This window comes from Culicoidibacter larvae (assembly GCF_005771635.1).
GTDB lineage: Bacteria > Bacillota_I > Bacilli_A > Culicoidibacterales > Culicoidibacteraceae > Culicoidibacter > Culicoidibacter larvae.
Genome location: NZ_VBWP01000005.1, coordinates 33306 through 55256 on the forward strand (window position 1 = coordinate 33306; position 21951 = coordinate 55256).

Below are 21951 nucleotides of genomic sequence, written 5' to 3' on the forward strand. Positions count from 1 at the left end.
CGAATTGGATTATTAAGGCAAGCGTGAACTATTCAGACAAAATATTATTTTTTTCTGACAATTCAATACAAATCATTTATAATAAGGTCATTACAGGAGGCTACTATGCGACGATTTTTATTAGCTATCTTTGGAATAGCATTATCATTTTTATTATTGCTCACCGCACTCGAAACGGCAACCTTCCGGCTAGAGACATATCGCGAACTTGATGCTCAGTACAATATTCAAAAACGCGCCAGCATGAGTGAAGAACAATTAAACGCTACCATGGCTGATCTCTTATCCTACTTATTTGATAGCCGTGAAGTTCTGGATACCCGGGCAATTATCAACGGCGAGGAACGAGCCGTGTTTAATGAAAAAGAAATTTTGCATATGATTGATGTAAAGTTCTTATTTAAACTCGCTTTTGGCGGTCAGTTACTCTGCGGTATTTTAGTTGTTGGTATTGCTGCCTATTTAATCTTTAAGCGACAATTTTTCACTCGCGGTACCGGTATTGCTTTATTGCTTACCGCAATAGTAAATGTCATACTCTTCGCTATTCTGGCAGTGTTAATGCAAAGTGATTTTACCCAATACTTCACTTACTTTCATGAGATATTCTTCTCTAATGATTTGTGGCTGCTCAATCCACGAACCGATGTGCTGATTCAAATGTTGCCCGAAGCCGTATTCTCTACACTGGCGATGCAAATCGGGCTCTTGTATGCAGGCTCAATGGCAATCGTTGCCCTTATCGGCGGCGGATTCTATTTTATGAATAAAAAAAGAAAACCAGCCAACTCTTAAGAGTGGCTGGTTTTAAAATTCTCACTAATTAAAATTAAGTTCAATATAAGTTCCGACTGAATTTTGATCATTAATGGTAATCCATTGGCCACTAGTACCTGATTGGCTGTAAGGATAATCATGTTGCTGGCCGTTAATCATCAGTGTCTCTAATCCACCAACGTTTTCGGTTGTAATGCTATAATAATTACTCACCTCATTTACATTAAGGATAACTTTCCCCATGTTTTCGGAGTTCAGATTTATGTTTCCCGCTACTGTACCATTAAAATCCAGAGTTCCAACCATGATCGAATTAAGCGTGGCATCACCATTCACAATAGTATTCTTCAATGTCAACTTACCCATTTCATGATTAATAGTTACGCTACCTGCAGTTAAATCACTAACATTTAAATCATAATCATTATTTATTTCCAGATGTCCGTCAACTAAATAATTGGTAACTGATGAACCATGGGCGTTTACATGAAGGGTGGCCTCTCCGCTTTGTGAATCGGTAACTTTCAATGTATTTCCAGCTTTAATAACAGTTTTTTGGCTAATATGAACGTTATTCATACTTATTGCCCCCATATTGGTAGTTGCTTCAAATGTGTCTGCCTGTACATTATTAAACGTTACATCACCCATGTCTGCAGTAATATATACACTATTTGCTTTTAAGGTGTTGATAGAAATATTCTGATTTCCAGTGTTCAGTGTCACATTATCGTATAACTTTTGATTATTCACAGTAATATTTATTTGGTCAATAGTATCGCCATCAGGTTTGTAAGTAAGTATACCGTCAACAACTTTGAGCACCTGTTTGCTTGAGCCACTTTCTACCGTTACCGCTTCTTGTTCGCCACTCTTAATAATTACTTCAACATCACCGGAAATATCAATAGAGTGGAATGCCTGCAATTCAAGCTCCACACCTTCATCGCTACCTGACCCAGTATTAATAATATTAGGTGGCACACTGAAAGTGAAGCCAGATACATCCATATGATAAGCACCCAGACCTACACATAAAACACTTAGTACTATAATTGTAGCTATATATCCATACCAGCTGCCTTTTTTCGGCGTCTGATTAGTCGCAATCAGCTGCAAACGCTCTTTCAGTGCGGCAGCGTTCTCATGCAATGAGAGCGAAGCGGCACGTTCCTTATAGATACCAGACACTGCCAAAGAATTCAGCAGAGTATCACCATACCCAAAGCGTTCATTATCTGAGAGCAAACTAAGAACCGCTTCATCACAAGCCAGTTCGCGATCGCGTTGAATAAAATTATTCAACAAGTAAACCAAAGGATTGAACCAATGGACACAAACAATCAATTGGGTAACCCAAATATAAAGCATATCTTTACGCTTGTAGTGCATCATTTCATGCATAAAAATATAACGAATCTCACTACGTTCCAAATGTTCATTAGGAATTACAATACTTGGTTTGCGAATACCTAAAAGTAACGGTGATGCAATCAATGGATTAACTGCCAGTTCAATTGGTCGCTTAATATGCAACTCATCACAAACATCGGCAAGTAAATCCAAAAGCTCAGGATTATCAACCGATTGGCTGCCGGCACGCACATACCTGGCAAAATTATAGTAGGTTGTCAGTCGATAGGCGAAACAAATTAAAGCTACCAAAAGCCATACAATCCAGAAATATTCCCAAACGAAGCGAAAAATATCCAATGTCGACTTCATGACAGTGTTTACCGGCTCACCAAGGTTAGGCAATTTCACACTTTCTGAACCAATAATCATACTCCCATTATCGATGACAACGCTATCTTGATATAACCCAGTGACATTATCACCAACCGTAATCGATGAGGACAAACTAAAATTATTAAAAATCATATTAGTAAGACTGAATTCAGGTGCAAGTGGAATAATCAATCTTAATAAGGCCACAACCCACAAATAGTAAAGCCATTGCCGTTTAAAGAACCTCTGCCCTAAAAAGCGAATACCAATAATCACTAAAATAAGCAGTGAACCTGAAACCGACAAAGATAGAATCAATTTCATCAGCTCACTCATCAGTCTTTTTAGTTCCTTTCCAGAAATCTTTCAACTCATCCAAATCATCAACTGAAATTAAATCTTGCTGGATCAACGTAGAGACAAGCCCTTTAACATCGCCCTCATATACACGACCGACAAAAGAAACTGTTTGATCGGCTGCATATTCATGCTCATCAACCAAAGCACAATACTCATTCTTTCTGCCAACCTTATTAATTGATAAAATCTGTTTCTCAACTAAACGTGATAAAAAGGTTAAAATAGTATTATTTTTCCAGCTAAAGCCCGCCGCTTCAAGCCGCTCAGTAATTTCCGAGAAATACGCTTTACCACCCATATCCCATATAACCCGCATAATTTCAAATTCAGAACTCGAAATCTGACTGTTGCTCATAATACCACTCCTCAATTAACTACAAACCGTAGTTTTCTATCCCAATAATACAATATTACCGCTAAAAATGCAAATCCTTTATGGTCATTTGTGGGAAAAAAATCCCGGCAGTTGTTTCAATGCGACAACTGCCGGGATCTGCTTTATAAAAATGTACCTTATCGTTTATCAACTGCTTTAGAAATATGCTCACCAATAAACTGGAAGGCGAACACGATAACTAAAGAAAGAATTGTTGCCACAACAGTAATAGCGTTGTTGTTAGTTTGGAAACCGGCAATATAAGCAATATTACCAAGACCACCGGCACCGATTGCTCCGGCAACGGTACTTAAACCAACAATAGAAATAGCAGTAATTGTAATTCCTGATAGTAACGCCGGCAAGCTTTCCGGAATCAATACTTTAAAAATAATCTGTCTTGGCTTCGCGCCCATTGCCTGAGCCGCCTCGACAACTCCGCCATCAACTTCCTGCAGTGCCATCAGTACCATCCGCGCATAGAATGGTGTAGCACTAATTATCAGCGCCGGTAATGCCGCAACCGGACCAACGATTGTTCCAGTGATAATTTTAGTAAATGGCAGTAAAACGATAATTAATATCATAAACGGTACTGCCCGCAAGATATTAACAATCACTGATTGAATCAGGTAAAGCGGACGGTTGGGAAAGAGTCCATCTTTGCCGGTTATATGCATGGTTATACCAAGAATAAGACCGATGATTAAGGCAGCGAAGGTAACAATCAACGAAATAATTAAGGTTGTTAAAAACGCCTCAGTCATTTGCGGCCAGTTTACTTTATCCAAAAATTCAATAATGCCTTGCATCCTATATCACCTGCCATTCTATTGCTTCTGCATTTAAAATTGTTTCTGCTTTGTTGAGCGCTGCCTCGTCACCGAGCAATTGCACCAGTAAGCGACCATAAGAGCCTTCACTGGTTTGGGCAATTGAGCCTTGAAGAATATTAAACTCAATGCCACACTCACTGACTAGTTTGCTCAAAATTGGCTTTTCAGCCTGAGTGCCAACAAAATTAAGTTGAATTATTTTACCGCTTGGATACTGATCACGGAATTGTTCCATAACTGCATCAGTATCTTCGTCTTCAACAATTTGCCGAACAAAACGTTTGGTTGTTTGGTGTTGTGGGCGTACGAATACGTCCATGACACTACCCTTCTCAACAATTTCACCACTATCCATAACCGCCACATCATGACAGATTGCCTTGATAACATGCATTTGGTGGGTAATCAGAACAATAGTAATTCCCAGCTCCTCGTTAATTGTCTTGAGTAAGTTAAGGATTGAATCTGTTGTTTCCGGGTCAAGGGCACTGGTTGCCTCATCAGCAAGTAAAATTTGTGGGTTTGTGGCAAGCGCCCGGGCAATACCTACCCGCTGTTTTTGACCACCGGACAATTGTGCCGGATATGCCTTCTCACGGCCAGTCAAACCGACAAGCTCAATCAGCTCCGCAACCCGTTTTTGCCGCTCGTCTTTCGGCATCTTTGCAACCTTGAGCGGAAACTCAATATTTTGTGCCACTGTCCGTGACCACAACAAGTTAAAATGCTGAAAAATCATCCCGATATTCAATCGTGCTTTACGTAAACTATCGCCGCTTAGTTCATTGATTTTCAAACCATCAATAATAACCGCACCACTGCTTGGTTGCTCTAATTGATTAATCATCCGCAGCAAAGTACTCTTACCGGCACCACTATAACCAATAATGCCATAAATTGAACCTTTAGGAATATGTAAAGAAACATCCTTAATCGCTTCAACATCCTGTTTTTTGCTCTTGAAAATCTTGCTGACATTTTCAAAATGTATCATCTTACCACCTCTTAAAATAAAAAAACAATCACTCTGCAAAGCAAGAAATGATTGTTGTACAAATTCGACATCAGCCACCCCGCTTATCTTCTGGAATTGGCACCATTTCAATAAAAAATTGACGGTTGCCGGGCTTCATCGGGCCAGTCCCTCTGCCACTCTTGATAAGAAAGTGAGTTTTTAGTTGTTGTTCATATTTTACACAACTCTATTGGCAGTGTCAAGTCTAATCTCTTTGAGAAAAGCCGCGGCAAAAGTGCTGGCGACATCCGCCAGCACTTTTGCCCGTATTAGCGTATTTTTGTCAAATATGTACAATTATTCCGACCATATTCGCACATTTCGCTAATTTATTGAAATCTAAAAATAAGTTTGTTAATGTTAATTGTGAAAATAAAGCGGGGAGTTTTTATTTTCCACACCCTAAGACTCTGCTGATTCTACCCTAAGCAGATTCTTCATTCAAAATGTAAAAACGTTTGTATGCAAAAAAGCTCATCTTATGTGTTAAAGATGAGTTTTTTTGTTGCATAATTCGCGAATAATACAAATATATTAATTATTCACGCAAAATTTCACAGTATCTGCTATAATCAAATTGTGGATGGTGATAAAGATGAAAAAGTATGAACTTAATGTTTACACTTGCATCAATTGTGGTAAAAAGATGCATGTAACTGAAGTTACCGATCATTTGCCGCCTTGTTCCAATTGCGGCGCTGATGAGTACACAACCTGTTCAGGGTTCAAACCGAAGAAAGAAAATAAAAAGTAAAAAGCAAGATGACGAGCATCTTGCTTTTTACTTTGTTTGTGCCAGTTCAATCAGCGCCTTTATAGTTTTTATATTTCGATTTGTCATTGCTACTTGAAGTTTACGTTCAAAATAATTTATAGAATATGGCGTTTTATGCAGTCCATTATTTACCTGTAAATAAATACAGTCACCAATCATAACCGCTTGATCGTCACTGTTCAGTTGCCAATCGTGATTGTTACTCGGTTGTTGTAAAAAATAGACTGCCTGATTTGCCAGTGGTGCTTTGCTATATGGGTTGTTATCAACAGTCGTAATTAATGCTTCTAAGCTGCGAATGACAACTGATGATGTAATCGATAATTGCGTTTGCAATGCTGCTTCCAACTCTTTTTCCAAAACTGTTTTGTCTTTTTCAGAGCGGAAAATAATATTTCCGCTCTGAATATAAGTTTTCACATCCGTAAAGCCAATTGCTTCACATATGGCAATTAAATCAGCCATACGCACCCGATTATGGCTACCGACATTAATGCCCCTTAAAAATGCAATGTAAGTCATTTCAACGCTCCTCTAGCGAATATAAATCTGATTGTGATCATTGTAGAAGTCAGCAATAATAATTTCATTTTGCTCGCAAAAAATAGTGGGTAGGTTATCCTGACCAAAGAAACACAGTTCCAATGATTCGTCATCGTTAATAGCATATTGCTGCCCACTATATGGTGCATGGAACATGTATGCTATTGCCTGAGCATGGTCGCCATTGGGATACTTGATATCCCATGCTGAGTAGATTCCAAAAAAATGTAGTTGCTCAGAAGTAAACTGAATAGTAGTCTCCTCAGCAACTTCTCGGATTGCCGCTTCTGTAATTGTTTCACCTAATTCCATCGCACCACCGGGAAGACCCCAGTTCCCGGTGTCAGCGCGATGCTGTAGTAAGATCTCGTTATTTTCATTATAAATGATAACACTGCCAAAATTGAGAAATATCTTATCATGACCAACTTTTGAACGAATAAAAGAAATATAATCCATTATGCTTCCTCCAATAATTTCTCATAGCGAAAATCTTTCCACCATTTACCATCCCAATAGGTAAAATCAGAAATTTCCGCAAACTTGGTATAACCATTTTTTTCATAAAAGCGCTGTGCCCGGGTATTAAATTCAAAAACGCCAAGCTCAATACGCTTATAGCCATCCTCAATAAGTCGCTGTTCAAACATCGCATAACTATCGCGAACAATATTAGTACCGTGCACCGCACTGATAAATCCAAGTGCAATCCATGCCGTCTTGGGTTCATCTTTAACCAGATGCGGAAAGTTATCAATGACCGAATAATTACCAACCGGTTTATTATCCGCCCAAACAATATATGCTTTTTTATACTTAGTAGTTTGATAAAGTTCAAAAGCTTCTTCAGCGCTGGCTGGTGTCACCTTTTCTTTACCATCAAAGTTTGGCAGATACAAATGCATAATAGTTGGTTCAGATTCCAACCCATGAAGAAACTCAAAATCTTCGAGACCGCCAATCGGCCTTAATTCAACGTTTACAGACATGTAATCACCCCTTCCAATTGTTCACATTATACCACTTCAGATTTTTTAGGTAAAGAAAAAACCGCAAGCCTTAAGCTTGCGGTTTTTCATCATTTCCCCGAAAGACATTCAGTATATGCATAATACCCAGAACAATGAATATACCACCGAAAATAAGAACCACAGTTGCCAGGGCATGAATAAAGTTAAAATAAGCCCAGATTGCAAGGATTAACAATAATATATCGATAACAATTGTAAAAATGTGCCACCCCTGGCGTTGCAGCAACGCTAAAACAATCTGCAACCCGGAGTAAACAACAAACCATATCAGTATGATGTTGATTGCCATAGCTAAGGTTAGGTTATTTAAATCCCAGAATATTAATATTGCAGCAGTAACGTTTACTGCTGCTTGGATAAAGAACATGATGCGCAGCATTGGTTTTACGGCCTTTATTGCGCGAATAATGGCAAGCACAGCAAAAAGTAGCAGTGCGATCGCGCCGAAGTAAAGAAATTTTTCAATAAGATCAATCGGAAAGATTAATAAGAGTCCGCCAATTGCGATAAACAGCAATGCTTCAAGTGCATTAATAATTCGTCCCATCATAATCACTTCATCTCCTACTTGTATTATATAACAGAGTTCTTGATTTTCTTCTTGAAAAGCAAATAAAAAAACGGGCATCCTGAAGAAAAGGAGATGCCCGTTTCGTATAGTTATTTCCCCACTTAAAAAGACCCTTAGCCAAGGATGAATATTGAACATACTTGAATAACTATACGAATAACCACTTACACACTAATATAAACTCTACCCGATTAAATTAATGGTTACTTTATTATTGTATCACAATTAAAATAAATTTAGTAGTTATTTTTAATTTTTTATTTAAAAATACTTTTAGGGAAAACTAAAAATCCCGCGGCGCCTGAGGCGCCGCGGGATTCAAATTTTATTCAAAGACAAATTGGTTATTATACAATTCAGCATAGAAGCCATCATCTTTAAGCAGTGATTCGTGATCACCTTGTTCAATAACTTCACCATGATGCAATACCACGATATGGTCTGCATTTAGAATAGTTTTAAGACGGTGAGCAATAACGAAACTTGTACGTCCTTTGATTACATTTTCCATCGCTGCTTGAATTTTGCTTTCAGTTACGGTATCAACGTTACTTGTTGCTTCATCAAGGATTAATAAGCTAGGATCAGTAATAATTGTACGTGCAATACTGATTAATTGTTTTTGACCAACACTGAACATGTTGTTTTCATCACTAACGATTGTGTCATAGCCATCGTCAAGACCCATAATGAAGTCATGAATATTTGCCAATTTGGCAGCATTTGTCACTTCTTCATCAGTAGCATCAAGTTTTCCGAAGACAATATTATCGCGGATTGTACCACTAAATAATACTGAGTCCTGAAGAACAATACCGATATTACTTCTTAGAGAAGCCAGTTCAATATCGCGAATATCAGTACCATCAATCAGAATTTCACCGCCAGTTACATTATAGAAACGGTTTAACAAGTTCATAATTGTTGTCTTCCCAGAACCAGTTGGTCCAACGAGGGCAATCATATGACCTTCTTGAACATCAATGCTGACATCTTTTAAAATCGGTTTATCCGGATTGTAAGCAAAGTCAACATGGTTCAGTTGAATGTCACCGCTGATACGATCAATCTTTTTAACATTTGGTCGCTCTTCTTCATCTTTTTCATCGAAGATTGCCGCAACCCGGCGAGCACCGGTAAATGCTAATTGTAACATGCTGTACTGAGATGAAATCTCACTCAATGGTTGATAGAATTGACGAGCATATTGAACAAACATAACAATCAATGCTAATGCTGCTGTACGTTCAATGTCACCATTTAATGTCAGCCAGCCGCCAAAGAAGATTACAATGGCCATACTGAGTAATGAAATCCCTTGCATTGCCGGGAATAACATCCCTGAGTAAATCTGACCTTTAGTTGTTGCACTTTTTACTTTTTCATTATACTCAACAAATCCATCAATTGTTTCATCTTCAAGACCGTAAGTAATAATTACTTTCTGTCCAGAAATCTTTTCATCAATATAACCGTTAAGATCACCGAGCTCTTCTTGTTGTAAGTTAACATACTTGCCAGCTTTGCGAATGATTATAACAGCAAAGACAATCGCAAATGGAGCAACTGCCAAAGTAACTAAAGCAAGTGAAACATTTTGTTGGAACATCATAATGATAACCCCGATCATTAAAGCGACGTTTCCGATAACTTGACCAACAGCTTGGTTCAAAGTATTTGAAATGTTATCAATATCGCTGGTAAAACGAATCAAGATTTCACCATCATTATGACTATCGAAGAAACGAATTGCTAATTGTTCCAACTTGCGGAACAAACCGATACGCATCCGGTTTGTTGACTTTCCGGAAATACCAACAAACATAATTGTTTGAATAAACATCCCGGCAGAAATTAAAATGAAGAAGATTGCCATCCACATTAAGATTTCCATGAACTTAGAGTTGTCAGCAACTCCGGTAGTAAAGAAGGTTCCTACATAGTTCCCTAATTCTTGAATTGCCTGGCCCATAAACTCAGGAGCTTTTACCTGTAGGTAAGTAGAAATAACACATACAATAAGTACTACTAATAATTGAATCTTATAAGCACGTAAATAGTGCCAGAAAAAACGAAGTGGTGTATTTTTCTTTTCCATTAGGCAACGACCTCCTTCCCTTTTTGGGTCTCGTAAATTTCACGATAAACATCACTGTTCTGAATGAGTTCTTTATGGGTTCCGACACCAACTAATTCACCATTATCGAGAACTAAGATTTTATCAGCATGAACAACTGAAGAAATCTTCTGAGCAACAATAATTGTAGTTGTATCAGTCAATTCATGGTTCAATGCTTCTTTTACTAATTTTTCAGAACGAGCATCCAAAGCACTGGTACTGTCATCCAGAATCAAGATTCTTGGATCACCGATAACTCCACGGGTAATTGAGATACGTTGTTTTTGACCACCTGAGAAGTTATTACCGCGTTCTTGCACATGTGATTCATATTGAGTATCTAATTTCTCAATAAACTCTTTTGCTTGCGCAATTCCTGAAGCCCGGTTCATGTCTTCAAGATTGGCTTGCTTTTTCCCATGACGCAAGTTATCAGCAATAGTTCCCGAGAACAGGATTGCTTTTTGTAATACAATTGCGATAGTGTTTTGTACGGTGTTTTTATTTAAGGTGCGCAAATCTTTTCCACCTATTAATATCTCCCCGTCAGTTGGATCATAAAGTCGCGGAATCAGCTGTACTAGCGTTGATTTGCCGGCTCCAGTCGCACCAACGACACCAACCATCTCACCACTGTTCGCTGTAAACGAGATATTTTTCAACATTAATTCTTCATCATCATTGTATTTGAACGATACATTACGAAACTCAACAGTTCCTGGCAATGTTTCTTCAGGTGCATTTGGATCATAAACAATATCAGGGTTGGTATGCATGATTTCATTTAAACGTCCAAGAGAAATAAATGCACGTGAAGAGAATGAAACTAACATGCCGCCAATGATAATTGCCATCATAATTTGCATCAAGTAGCTGATGAATGACGGAATTGCTGCGATAGTAGTAATGATGTTTGGCATATCAGCCATTGTAACATTGTCTAAAATACCGCTGCCAACGAAATAGATTGCACCAACTACTGCCAAGTTTCCAATCATCATGAATGATGGAATAATAATTGAGAAAATATAGCCAACTTTAATAGTATACTCATTCAATTTATCACTTGTCTTAGTGAATCTTTTTAATTCGTTATCTTCTTGAACAAAAGATTTTACTACCCGGATTCCGGCGAAGTTTTCTTTTGCAATTGTGTTTACTTTATCTAAGTAATGTTGCAGCTTACCAAAATAACGACCCATAAAGCTGAACGCTACCATTAAAACAATAGCAACAAGGACAATCAGTAATATAATAATCCACCATAATTGCGGCAATGTAAACATCGCCATTACAAATGCACCAATAAAAATGATTGGAATTCTTGTTAATGATTGTAAAGTCATCATAACTAAGTTTTGCACTTGGGTAATGTCATTGGTTAAACGAACAACTAAGTTTCCTGATGAAAAACGTTCAATATTACTGAATGAGAACGTTTGAATTTTTCTGAATGCTGCTTCACGCAGATCTGCGCCGACTCCTTGAGCAACTTTCGCCGATGCAATTGTGTTGGCAATTCCGGCAATTAACCCAACTACCGCAACACCAATCAACCAAACCCCAAGCGTATTAATTGCATCCAAGTTATCTTCCATGATTGCCGTTAATACTTCTTGTAATAGCTTCGGTTGCCACAATGAAGCAATTGCCATGATCGCTACAAATACAATTGACAAAAAAGTCATAAATTTGTAGTTTTTCATTTGCTTGAATAATGTGTTCATGTACTGATTTCCTCCCTTATCATATACTCCTGCTAAAACAGCAGAGTACCTATAATACCGCAATAAAAAATAACTGTCAATGAAAACATTTATTCTTTTGCTGACTTTTTCTATTTTAGCGTAACATTGTTACAAAGTCAAGTGCATTGATTGATAAATTACGCCAACTTTCATACAATTTTGATATAATAAAACTAAGGCGGTGTTTTCTTATGAATGACCATTTTTTAGATACTCTACTCAGTTTTTGTCAAAATCATCCGGCAATAGACGCAGTTATTTTAACCAGCACCCGAGTTCGTAACCTTACCATTGACGCACTTTCGGATTATGATATTGAAATCTATACTTCAAATCCGGAAATATTCATCACATCAGATACTTGGATGCAATTTTATGATCAGCCTATGTTTCGTTTCAACGATCAATTCATCCAACATGATATCGAGCTCTATATGCGAATGGTCATTTATGAAGACTATACGAAAGTGGATTATAAAATAATCCCTACTGAGTTGCTGGAAAAACTCAGCAACACCTATGACCCGGACCTCGACAATGATTATCAGGTACTCATTGATAAAGGTAGGTTTACCGAAAACTTACTCGAAGCAACTCATCAATCTTACTATATAAAGGCGCCAGAAAAACGACAGTTTGACGACATGATCGGCAGTTTCTTTATGGAATGCAGTTACATAGCCAAAAACCTCTGGCGCCAACAACTGATGGAAGCTAAATATAGTTTTGCCTTCATGCGTTTTGAAAAACTCTTACCAATGCTTGAATGGTACTTGGCAGCTAAAAGCAATACGCCACTCAAACATTTCAAACATGGGCGCAATATTGAGCAGTATCTGAGCAAGACTGAAATCGAGCAGCTAAATGCAACTTATGCTGCTGCAAACTACGAAGAAAACTGGCAGGCACTCTACGCCGCAATAGAACTCTTTGCCTATGCCGCCCGCAAACTTAATTATCAATATCCGGAGAAACTTCATCAAAAAGCTATGAAATACTTTACTGATATACAAAACATGGAAAGAGACCGCACCTAAAGTGCGGTCTCTTTTAAAAAAATTTTCAGAAATAAATCATCACTAAATTATAAATATTCAAGACAATAACAACAATAATCACTGCCCGATAAACGAACATGACCTTATTAGAAGGCAAAATGTTACTGATTTTAGCGCCGAGCAAGCCGCCGATAATTGCCGCCGGGATAATCGCCCACAGAATGCTTAAATCGAAAACCATGTAGCCAGTGGTAAAGCCAACCGTCACTAATTTGGAAAGCTGCGAGAAAAAGATAGTGATAATCGAGTAGACTGTTGCCGGCTTGATTGACATACCAAAGCAAAGCATCAACAAAGTAACGTTGATTGGTCCGCCGCCAATGCCGAGCAAGGTTGCAATTCCACCTAGGAACAAGCCAACCAGCACATACCAGAACCAATGTTTCAATCGGAAGCTGCGCATGTTCTCTTTGGTGAATAGCAATACGAATACCAACATAATAATTGTCAGAATAATTTGAATCAGCAATACGCTGGATTCATCAGGGAAAAAGAACAGCAACTTTTCAAAGATAATGTTGCCAAGCAAGCCGCCCAGTACTGAGCCGGCGGAAAGGGCAGCAGCAGAAGCAAAGTATACCCTCACACCGTTTCTAAGCTGGCGGATTGTTGACACAATCGCCATTGTAAATACCGCAACGCTGGAATAAAAAGTAATTGTTGCTAAAGTGTGGGCGCCAATCGCATCGAAAATCGGTTTGATTAACACGCCACCGCCCATTCCCGAAATTGAACCCACTGTATTAGCAAAAATAATAACTAGAAAATAAATAATTTTTATCAGCATTGCGCTTGCGCCTCTTCCTGTCAAAAGTAAAAACATCTAGCAATATTATACCACAATTTTGCGGCTATTTACTCCTTTTATTAAAATAAGCAAGGTTTGGCGGGTCTACCGCCAAGCCTTGCCAACTTTCCTACCATATAGAAGTATCACGAGGATCTTTTCGCCATTGAGTCAAAAATTTCTGCTGCGATTCATTTAATTGCAGGAGTTCGCTCAGTTCACTGAACTTCGCCGCCGTGTAAAGCGGTATGCCAACTTGTTTGAAGTTTTCATCACTGCTCGTCAATTCATAGCTGAATATCGCTACTACACCCAGAACTTCCAAACCAGCCTCTTTAGCATATTCAACACATTTGATAACACTGCCACCGGTTGAAATTAAATCTTCAACAACGACAACTTTTTGTCCCGGTTGATAATCACCTTCAATTGCCGATTTCGTTCCGTGCGCCTTTGGTTGCGAACGGAAATAAATAAGCGGCATTTTTAATTCATCAGCAACCGATGTTGCATGGGGAATTCCCGCTGTTGCAGTTCCGCCAATAATATCTGCATCGGGAAATTGCTCAGCAATAATTGCTGATAAATTAAGGGCAATACCGCGCCGTAATTTATAATGACCAATTGATTTGCGGTTATCGCAATAAATCGGCGACTGAATGCCTGATGCCCAAGTAAAGGGTTCTTCTATATTAATGGCAATAGCACCAATGTCCAATAATCCTTGTAAAATTGCTTTTGATTTCATTATTTTATTCGCTCCTTAATATTCATATATGTCGCCAATGGTTGCTTGCTGCCAGTAATCGAGCGACCAATAACCAATTCCGTAGCACCTTGTTCAAGTGCCCATTCCGGCGTCGCTACCCGCGCTTGATCATCTGTAGCATCATTTACATCACGGATACCCGGCGTTACAATCGCGAACTCAGTACCTGCCTGTGCCCGTATTGCTGCCGTCTCATGTGGCGAACAAATGACACCATCAATGCCATTATCCTGCGCCATCTTGGCATATGCCATCACAGTTTCGTCCAGTGTTGCCACTACGCCCAAATCGCGCTGCAAACTTTCCTCGCTAATGCTCGTCAAAACCGTCACCGCCAAAAGCTTAGTTTTAGAACCTTGCACTGCCTCACTTGCTGCTTTCAGCATCGCCGCTCCGCCAGTAGCATGAACAGTAATATACTCAACATCCAACTGCGCTAAGCTCCGCAATGCCTGTGCCACAGTATTGGGAATATCATGCAGCTTCAAATCTAAAAACACTTTGTAGCCGCGCTCCTTCAACTCCTGCACTAAACTATTGCCTTCCTTATAATACAACTCCATGCCAATCTTTAAAAACAACGGCTCACTGCCAAAAGGCTGTAAAAAAATTTCCAACTCGGCACGACTGGCAAAATCACACGCAATAATAATCGGTGTTTGACTCATAACCATGCTCTCCCTTTCAAATCATTTATTGAAACCACACCCAGCCCATCAAGCAAAGTCGGTAACTCATCGATAATTTCCGGCATCACATACGGATTATTAAAGTTAGCCGTACCGACTGCTACGGCACTCGCTCCGGCGCTAAAGAATTCAACGACATCACGAGCACAACTAATACCACCCATACCAATAATCGGAATATCAATACTAGATGCCACCTGATAAACCATCCGTAATGCTACCGGCATAATCGCCGGCCCGGAAAGTCCGCCAATCGTATTAGCCAGCACCGGTTTGCCGGTTGCGTAATCCAAACGCATACCAACCAATGTATTAATCAAACTAATCCCATCGGCTCCCGCTGCCGCAACCGCCTTCGCCATTGCCACAATATCAGTCACATTCGGTGACAGCTTCACATACACCGGCACCAAACTCACTGCCTTAATCGCCGCCGTTAATTCACCAGCGACCTCAGGGTCAGTACCAAACTGGATACCGCCAGCCTTCACATTAGGACAAGAAATATTCAGCTCAATAGCATCAACATGCTGACTCATCGCTAAACGTTTAGCGGTTGCAATATAATCATCCTTGCTGCTGCCAGCTAGATTAACAATAATCTTCGTATCATACTGCGCCAACCACGGCAACTCATGCTCAATAATCGCATCAACACCGGGATTCTGCAACCCAATCGCATTCAACATCCCGTTTGGCGTCTCCGCCACCCGCGGCGTCGCATTACCAAAGCGCGGTTCCAGCGTCGTCGACTTTACCATCACGCCGCCTAATACCGACAAATCATACAAGGGCGCAAACTCACGTCCAAAACCAAAACAACCAGATGCCGGCATAATCGGATTCTTCATTTCTAGTCCTGGCAAACTAACTGCCAACCTATTCATACACAACACTTCCCATCGCAAACACCGGACCATCCAGACAAACCCGAGCGTATCCTTTATCATTATCGGTCTTACAAACGCAAGCCATACATGCACCAAATCCGCATGCCATACGCTCTTCCAATGAAACCTGCCCTTTTACTTCGGGAAAAGCCGTCTCAATAGCTCGCAGCATCCCAGTCGGACCGCAACTATATATATAATCAACAGTCATCGGCTGTAAGGCAGCGATGACTGTCCCCTCTTCTCCCAAAGAACCATCAATAGTCATCACCGTAGTTGGTAGCAATTCAGCAAACTCAGGCGCATAAAAGACATCGTCAGCCTGATTAAAACCCAAAACTGCAGTAATCTTCTTTTGCGGATACTGTGCCAATAACGCCTTAGCCAAACCATAAAGCGGGGGGACACCAACGCCGCCGCCAACAAGTACAATCTGCTCCGCAGCAGCAGCTGCCGCAACATCAAAACCATTACCAAGCGGACCAAGGCATGAAACCATTTGCCCGGCTTCAAGCTCAGCAAACGCTGCTGTACCGGTACCAAACACCTTATAGATAATGGTTAACTGATTAGCTGCCTGATCATAATCACAAATGCTAATTGGCCGGCGCAAATAATGATCTGGTACCTGCAATTGAATAAACTGTCCCGGCGCGGTGATTTGTTGCACCAAATCCCCTTCCAGCACACACAGGTATACATCTTTAGCAAGTTGCTTCTGACTCACAAGTCGCATCGAATATTTAATGCTCAATTCCAACACCACTCTTTCTATCAAAAACTTTTTTGCCATCAACAAAGGTTTGCTCAACCAATCCTTGCGTCTCCCAACCAATAAATGGTGAGTTAGCCGATAATGAATAAAATGGTTCTGCAATTGTTTCAGTCGCATCCAAATCAATCACCGCAATATCTGCTGGTTGCCCTGGCGCCAACTTGCCGCCACTCATACCAAATAGTGCTGCCGGTTTATAACTCAACCAATCTAACAACTGCTCTAAGCTGCAAATTCCATTGCCAACCAGTTCGCTGTACAATAAACTAAATGTATGCTCTAAACCAATAATACCAAAGGGCGCCTTAGTAATTGGCTGCACCTTCTCATCTCGATGATGCGGCGCATGATCGGTAGCAATACAATCGATTGTGCCATCAAGCAAGCCTTCAATAAGAGCAATTTGATCAGCACGCGAACGCAATGGCGGGTTCATTTTAAAATGAGTGTCTGCTGCAACAACTTCATCTTCACTCAATAACAAATGATGCGGTGTCACCTCAGCACTTACCCGAATCCCGGCACGCTTAGCATCGCGAATCACCCGCACCGACTCTTTGGTACTAACATGACAAACATGATAATGACAATCAGCCGCTTCTGCCAGCAGCACATCACGAGCAATCTGCACACTCTCACAAATACTTGGAATACCATTGACTCCAAGCCGTTCACTGACTTCACCTTGATGCACTGCCCCACCATATATCAAACTATTATCTTCGCAATGGGCCACAACCGCCATATCCAAACTCGCAGCTTGTTGCATTGCCCGGTACATCACATCAGCTGTCTGCACCCCAACACCATCGTTAGTGAAAGCAAAAGCTCCAGCTGCTTTTAACGCTGCAAAATCAACCAGCTCTTCACTAGTCAAACTATCGGTAATTGCCGCATAACCATGCACCTTTACAACAGCATCTCGTTTAACTGTTGCATAAAAATCGGTGAGTACCGCTGCATTATCAATCACCGGCTTAGTATTCGGCATTGCACAAATTTGGGTAAACCCGCCACTTGCTGCCGCCATACTGCCGCTGGCAATCGTTTCTTTATGAGTAAAGCCCGGTTCACGCAAATGCACATGAACATCAATAAAACCAGGTGCTACCAATTTCCCGCTCACATCAATAAACTCAGCATCAGCAGGCACATCATTCCCAATACTCAAAATCTTGCCATCAGCAATAACAACATTTGTTTGCATGAACTCGCCATCCGGCATGAAAACCATACCATTCACTAGAACTGTTTTCATCAAACCTACTCTCCCTTCAGCGCATAGTTCAAAATCGCCATCCGCGCATACACACCATTATTCATCTGCGGAAAAATCCGTGATTTTTCCGACTCAATCAAATCCCCATCAATCTCAACATCACGATTGATTGGCGCTGGGTGCATAATAATTGCCTCTGTCTTCATCTTCGCTTCCCGCTCTTTTGACAACCCGTAAACATCCAGAAAGTTATCCTGATTATATGACTTCGCATGCCGCTCATTCTGAATCCGCAACAACATCACCACATCAGCAGTTTCAATTACATCATCCAAATGCACAAACTCACCCTCACGTAAACTGGCATCCTGCCAATATGCCGGTGTTGCAAAAAACAACTCCGCACCCAAGCGCTTCATAATCTTCGCATTAGAATGAGCCACGCGACTATGTAAAATATCTCCGGCGATAACCACCTTTAACCCTTCAAAAGTGCCAAATTCTTCATAAATCGTTACCAAGTCCAACAATGACTGGCTGGGATGATCACCACAACCATCACCACCACTAATAACCGGAATCCCAACATGACCAATCAATTCATCATAATAACGTTCTTGCCCATGGCGAACAACCACTGCCTGCACACCGATTGATTCAAGTGTCCGCACCGTATCATACAAGGTCTCACCCTTTTTCACACTAGAAGTCTCAACATCAAAATGAATAACCTGCATCCCCGACTTCTTCTCCGCCATCTCAAAAGAAAGCTTTGTCCGCGTACTATTCTCATAAAATAAATTAGATATATAAAACCCTGCAAAATCCGGTGCCGTCCCGGTTTGCTTATAATGAACCGCCTCTTTGATCAAGGCCATAATCTGGTCATTGGAAATATCATCCAAAGTTACAAAATTTTTCATCACTTCAACTCCTTATTCTAAAAAAAGAACACCTTGCGAGCCATGCTCACAAAGTGTTCAACCTTCTCCCAAAAACAACCATGTCTCGGGTATTCATTGCACCTTTGTAAGTCTCTCTGTACTTCTCTTAAAAGGTCATTATAAAATTTCAGTATTTTTTGAAAACGTTTCACGCAAGGTACTAGCGCAAGCGCGTCGGAAATCAAAGGAAGTTGTGAAAAGTTGAGAAGGAGCGTATCTTAACATACGTAACTGATCAAGTTTTTACAGCTTTCAAAGATTGCGATCGTTTCTCAAAAATCCTAGTTTATCGTAACGCCGTCTTCACCGTCAACCTCAGTCATCAACACCGTTACTTTCTCGGTGTTGGCAGTTGGCAAGTTCTTGCCAACATAGTCCGGGCGAATCGGAAATTCGCGGTGACCGCGGTCCACCAAGGTCACCAGCTGAATTTGTTTCGGCCGGCCGTGCTCAACCAACGCATCAAGCGCTGCGCGGATGCTGCGACCAGTGTAGAGCACATCGTCCACCAAAATCACGATTTTGTTGGTTAAGTCGCCGGTAATGCCGCTGGCATTGCCGGTGTGCGGCTGGTCATCGCGGTAATTGCTGATATCGAGTTCCTCAACTTCAACACGTGCTTGGTAGAGGGTTTCGATTCTGCTGGCAATACGTTCTGCCAAATAAATGCCGCGGGTTTTAATGCCAACTAAAACGGTGTCATTAACGGTTCCGTTCTTCTCCAAAATCTCATGGGTAATCCGCGTCAGCATGCGGTTCATGGTTGCATCATCAACTACTAACTTCATATGCTCAGTCACTCCTTTATTTTTGCTTTAAGTTATAAAAAAACGGCACCACTTTTAATAAAAGAGGTGCCAAACATTTCTCCAAAAAGAAATTTGTCGCTTCACGGTGTCTGTCCTTGTAACCTCTCTTGGGTATAACTTAAAGGATTGTTGTATTGAGTATAGCATGTCTTTTTGATATTTGCAATGGAACTCCGAACATTTACTAATATTTCACTGCCATGTGTGCTTCAATTTGGTCATAGGCATCACCAAGCCGGGTTTTCTTGACTGCAAAGATAGCCAGATCGCATTCATATTGATGATGATTTTGTTTTAATAAGCGTGTTTGGTGATCGGTAAGTGATGCCTTATAGGCGTCGCTTATCGTCAAACTTAAAAAGGTAACCATTTGGTTGGCACGCAACGGTGATATATAGTTTTCAACATAATCAAGTTCACGAATATCTTCCCAGGCAATTTCCGGGAAGCCAATAACCTTAACGCCGTCGGCCAGAATTTCTGCCGCATCATGAGGAGTAGCAAAAAATTGAAAAACTGCGTAACCGGCCCCTAAAACTGCCAGTACTAAAATCAATAGCGCTGTTTGTGAATCAGTTTGCCAGCGATAGATACCGATTGCAAAAACAATTAACGCACAAACAAAAAATATGACTGATTTACTCTTATTCATTGCCCTCACCTCTTTATCATTTATTTTACCGCAAACCAGAGCTTTCAGCAAGGACTATTCATGTGGCATTAACCGGCTTTTTTTGATACAATAAGAGGTAGCAAAAATGACTGAAGGTGGCACAAATATATGTTTCAACCATTTCCAAAATCAAAGAATATTGAAGATAATTTTAAATTGCTTTTTCAAGCACAAAGTGGTTTACTTGCCGCTGAACAAGATAGACTGGCAACGCTTGCTAATATGAGCGCATTGCTCAACTATTTCCTTGATGATATTAACTGGGTCGGTTTCTATCTGCTTGACACCAATAATCCTGATACATTACTGCTGGGGCCATTTCAAGGATTACCGGCATGCACTCGTATCGCCATCGGCAAGGGTGTTTGCGGAACTGCCGCTGCTCAAAACCAAACCCTGAACATTGCTGATGTTCACCAATTCCCTGGACATATTGCCTGTGATGCTAACAGTCGCAGTGAGTTGGTTGTTCCATTAGTAGAAAATCATAAGGTAATCGGTGTCCTCGATATCGACGCCCCGATTACCGCACGTTTCTCGGCAGCCGAGCAAACCTATATTGAAGAATTTGTAGCCAAGTTGATGAATCAGCTTGCTGCCGAAAATGAGGTACCTGCATGAAAAAAATATTTCTTCGCACGTTGATTATCGCATCATTAATTTTACTATCAATCAGCTTATACGGCTACTTTGTAGAACCCAAGCTTCTAACAACAACCTATAATCCGCCAATCAATTCTGCTGCTTTTCCGGAAAGCTTCAACTATACCAAAGTTGGTGTTCTTACCGACCCAATGGTCGGCAACAACTTCAGCGCTGCTGATTTAGGCAAGGCCGTTGAAGCAATCAACAATCAAGAACCGGACATCATCTTCTTTACCGGCGGATTAATCAGCCCTGAACAACTTGCTAATATTGAATCTTCAGAAATGACAAAAATTCTATCTAATCTGCAAGCGCCGCTTGGCAAGTATGCAGTATTGGGAAAATCTGATGTTGATGAAAGTGGCAAGGTCAAAGAAATATTAAAAGCCAGCGGATTTCTAGTATTAGAAGACAGCACTAAGTATATTTACAATCAAACTGACAACCCGGTTATCCTTGCTGGTTTTAATCCGGACACCCAACCAGGTGATATCCTCGACAAACTAAACAGCTTAGATCAAAACATTCCGGTTATCGTTCTGGCACAAAATCCTAATACATTTCTTACAACTTCCAAAGCAGCAAATGTAAAATTACAAATTTCCGGTTACAACCACGGTGGTCAAATCGGCATCCCGTTTCTCAACACACTCTTCATTCCAAAAGACAGCAACAGCAATTATATTAAAGGATGGTATATCGAGAATGAATCATACCTTTACGTAAGTGGCGGGCTCGGCAACGTCCAAGGCTTCCCTGTACGTATCTTCAATTGGCCGGCTGTTGATATTTTACAATTATAAAAAAGCCACAT

24 protein-coding genes and 1 riboswitch are annotated in these 21951 nt (G+C 40.4%); of the genes, 5 read left to right on the forward strand and 19 right to left on the reverse strand.

Annotation, left to right across the window (positions count from 1 at the left end):
* The first annotated feature begins 105 nt into the window (after positions 1 to 105).
* Positions 106 to 795 (forward strand): TIGR01906 family membrane protein, encoded by a 690-nt coding sequence (locus tag FEZ08_RS06580; RefSeq protein WP_138190929.1) that lies wholly within the window; start codon positions 106 to 108, stop codon positions 793 to 795.
* Positions 796 to 819: 24 nt separating this feature from the next.
* On the opposite strand, the gene FEZ08_RS06585 is transcribed toward FEZ08_RS06580, so the two are convergent.
* The 4 genes from FEZ08_RS06585 to FEZ08_RS06600 form a co-directional block, all read right to left on the reverse strand.
* Entirely contained in the window at positions 820 to 2829 is a 2010-nt protein-coding gene (locus FEZ08_RS06585; RefSeq protein ID WP_171014972.1) for a M56 family metallopeptidase, read from the reverse strand.
* Positions 2830 to 2833: 4 nt separating this feature from the next.
* Entirely contained in the window at positions 2834 to 3220 is a 387-nt protein-coding gene (locus tag FEZ08_RS06590) for a BlaI/MecI/CopY family transcriptional regulator (protein WP_138190931.1), read from the reverse strand.
* 158 nt (positions 3221 to 3378) lie between these two features.
* Positions 3379 to 4044 (reverse strand): methionine ABC transporter permease, encoded by a 666-nt coding sequence (locus tag FEZ08_RS06595; protein ID WP_422386949.1) that lies wholly within the window; start codon positions 4042 to 4044, stop codon positions 3379 to 3381.
* Between the two features lie 10 nt (positions 4045 to 4054).
* The gene (locus FEZ08_RS06600) at positions 4055 to 5071 is read right to left on the reverse strand and encodes a methionine ABC transporter ATP-binding protein (RefSeq protein ID WP_138190933.1); all 1017 of its coding nucleotides are present in this window, start codon (positions 5069 to 5071) and stop codon (positions 4055 to 4057) included.
* Positions 5072 to 5151: 80 nt separating this feature from the next.
* Positions 5152 to 5242: riboswitch (SAM riboswitch) on the reverse strand.
* 445 nt (positions 5243 to 5687) lie between these two features.
* Between FEZ08_RS06600 and FEZ08_RS06605 the strand changes: the two genes are divergently transcribed.
* A complete protein-coding gene (locus FEZ08_RS06605; RefSeq protein ID WP_171014973.1) occupies positions 5688 to 5846 on the forward strand; it encodes a zinc ribbon-containing protein in 159 nt (52 codons plus the stop codon).
* 27 nt (positions 5847 to 5873) lie between these two features.
* Here FEZ08_RS06605 and FEZ08_RS06610 read toward each other — a convergent pair whose 3' ends face one another.
* The 6 genes from FEZ08_RS06610 to FEZ08_RS06635 all read right to left on the reverse strand — a co-directional run bounded on the left by FEZ08_RS06610 (position 5874) and on the right by FEZ08_RS06635 (position 11858).
* Positions 5874 to 6389, reverse strand: a complete 516-nt coding sequence (locus FEZ08_RS06610; protein ID WP_138190935.1) for a DUF1697 domain-containing protein — start codon at positions 6387 to 6389, stop codon at positions 5874 to 5876.
* A gap of 12 nt (positions 6390 to 6401) precedes the next feature.
* Positions 6402 to 6869 (reverse strand): NUDIX hydrolase, encoded by a 468-nt coding sequence (locus FEZ08_RS06615; RefSeq protein ID WP_138190936.1) that lies wholly within the window; start codon positions 6867 to 6869, stop codon positions 6402 to 6404.
* The gene (locus FEZ08_RS06620) at positions 6869 to 7399 is read right to left on the reverse strand and encodes a GNAT family N-acetyltransferase (RefSeq protein WP_138190937.1); all 531 of its coding nucleotides are present in this window, start codon (positions 7397 to 7399) and stop codon (positions 6869 to 6871) included. Before FEZ08_RS06620 ends, FEZ08_RS06615 begins: the two co-directional genes overlap by 1 nt.
* A gap of 70 nt (positions 7400 to 7469) precedes the next feature.
* The gene (locus FEZ08_RS06625) at positions 7470 to 7991 is read right to left on the reverse strand and encodes a DUF308 domain-containing protein (protein WP_138190938.1); all 522 of its coding nucleotides are present in this window, start codon (positions 7989 to 7991) and stop codon (positions 7470 to 7472) included.
* Positions 7992 to 8337: 346 nt separating this feature from the next.
* Positions 8338 to 10110 (reverse strand): ABC transporter ATP-binding protein, encoded by a 1773-nt coding sequence (locus FEZ08_RS06630; protein WP_138190939.1) that lies wholly within the window; start codon positions 10108 to 10110, stop codon positions 8338 to 8340.
* Entirely contained in the window at positions 10110 to 11858 is a 1749-nt protein-coding gene (locus FEZ08_RS06635; RefSeq protein WP_138190940.1) for an ABC transporter ATP-binding protein, read from the reverse strand. The genes FEZ08_RS06630 and FEZ08_RS06635 overlap by 1 nt, the downstream gene beginning before the upstream one ends.
* A 212-nt stretch (positions 11859 to 12070) precedes the next feature.
* Between FEZ08_RS06635 and FEZ08_RS06640 the strand changes: the two genes are divergently transcribed.
* A complete protein-coding gene (locus FEZ08_RS06640) occupies positions 12071 to 12916 on the forward strand; it encodes an aminoglycoside 6-adenylyltransferase (protein ID WP_138190941.1) in 846 nt (281 codons plus the stop codon).
* A 25-nt stretch (positions 12917 to 12941) separates the two neighbouring features.
* On the opposite strand, the gene FEZ08_RS06645 is transcribed toward FEZ08_RS06640, so the two are convergent.
* The 9 genes from FEZ08_RS06645 to FEZ08_RS06685 form a co-directional block, all read right to left on the reverse strand.
* Complete coding sequence (locus FEZ08_RS06645) at positions 12942 to 13721, reverse strand: sulfite exporter TauE/SafE family protein (protein ID WP_171014990.1); 780 nt, start codon at positions 13719 to 13721, stop codon at positions 12942 to 12944.
* A gap of 133 nt (positions 13722 to 13854) precedes the next feature.
* Positions 13855 to 14472: an orotate phosphoribosyltransferase gene (gene pyrE, locus FEZ08_RS06650; RefSeq protein WP_138190943.1), complete on the reverse strand. Its 618-nt coding sequence runs from the start codon at positions 14470 to 14472 to the stop codon at positions 13855 to 13857.
* Positions 14472 to 15161 (reverse strand): orotidine-5'-phosphate decarboxylase, encoded by a 690-nt coding sequence (gene pyrF / locus FEZ08_RS06655; protein WP_138190944.1) that lies wholly within the window; start codon positions 15159 to 15161, stop codon positions 14472 to 14474. The genes pyrE and pyrF overlap by 1 nt, the downstream gene beginning before the upstream one ends.
* Positions 15158 to 16069, reverse strand: a complete 912-nt coding sequence (locus FEZ08_RS06660; RefSeq protein ID WP_138190945.1) for a dihydroorotate dehydrogenase — start codon at positions 16067 to 16069, stop codon at positions 15158 to 15160. The genes pyrF and FEZ08_RS06660 overlap by 4 nt, the downstream gene beginning before the upstream one ends.
* Positions 16062 to 16826 (reverse strand): dihydroorotate dehydrogenase electron transfer subunit, encoded by a 765-nt coding sequence (locus FEZ08_RS06665; RefSeq protein WP_199288047.1) that lies wholly within the window; start codon positions 16824 to 16826, stop codon positions 16062 to 16064. The genes FEZ08_RS06660 and FEZ08_RS06665 overlap by 8 nt, the downstream gene beginning before the upstream one ends.
* Positions 16816 to 18105, reverse strand: a complete 1290-nt coding sequence (locus FEZ08_RS06670) for a dihydroorotase (RefSeq protein ID WP_138190946.1) — start codon at positions 18103 to 18105, stop codon at positions 16816 to 16818. The genes FEZ08_RS06665 and FEZ08_RS06670 overlap by 11 nt, the downstream gene beginning before the upstream one ends.
* A 5-nt stretch (positions 18106 to 18110) precedes the next feature.
* Positions 18111 to 18989 carry an aspartate carbamoyltransferase catalytic subunit gene (locus FEZ08_RS06675; RefSeq protein WP_138190947.1) on the reverse strand — a complete coding sequence of 293 codons (879 nt, stop codon included), beginning with the start codon at positions 18987 to 18989 and terminating at the stop codon, positions 18111 to 18113.
* Between the two features lie 302 nt (positions 18990 to 19291).
* On the reverse strand, positions 19292 to 19798 hold the full coding sequence (gene pyrR / locus FEZ08_RS06680) for a bifunctional pyr operon transcriptional regulator/uracil phosphoribosyltransferase PyrR (RefSeq protein WP_138190948.1): 507 nt from the start codon (positions 19796 to 19798) through the stop codon (positions 19292 to 19294).
* A 205-nt stretch (positions 19799 to 20003) separates the two neighbouring features.
* On the reverse strand, positions 20004 to 20471 hold the full coding sequence (locus tag FEZ08_RS06685) for a hypothetical protein (protein WP_138190949.1): 468 nt from the start codon (positions 20469 to 20471) through the stop codon (positions 20004 to 20006).
* A gap of 129 nt (positions 20472 to 20600) precedes the next feature.
* Here FEZ08_RS06685 and FEZ08_RS06690 point away from each other — a divergent pair, with 129 nt between their 5' ends.
* Both FEZ08_RS06690 and FEZ08_RS06695 read left to right on the forward strand, forming a co-directional pair.
* Entirely contained in the window at positions 20601 to 21113 is a 513-nt protein-coding gene (locus FEZ08_RS06690; protein WP_138190950.1) for a GAF domain-containing protein, read from the forward strand.
* Positions 21110 to 21940, forward strand: a complete 831-nt coding sequence (locus tag FEZ08_RS06695; protein WP_138190951.1) for a metallophosphoesterase — start codon at positions 21110 to 21112, stop codon at positions 21938 to 21940. The genes FEZ08_RS06690 and FEZ08_RS06695 overlap by 4 nt, the downstream gene beginning before the upstream one ends.
* Positions 21941 to 21951: the final 11 nt, after the last annotated feature.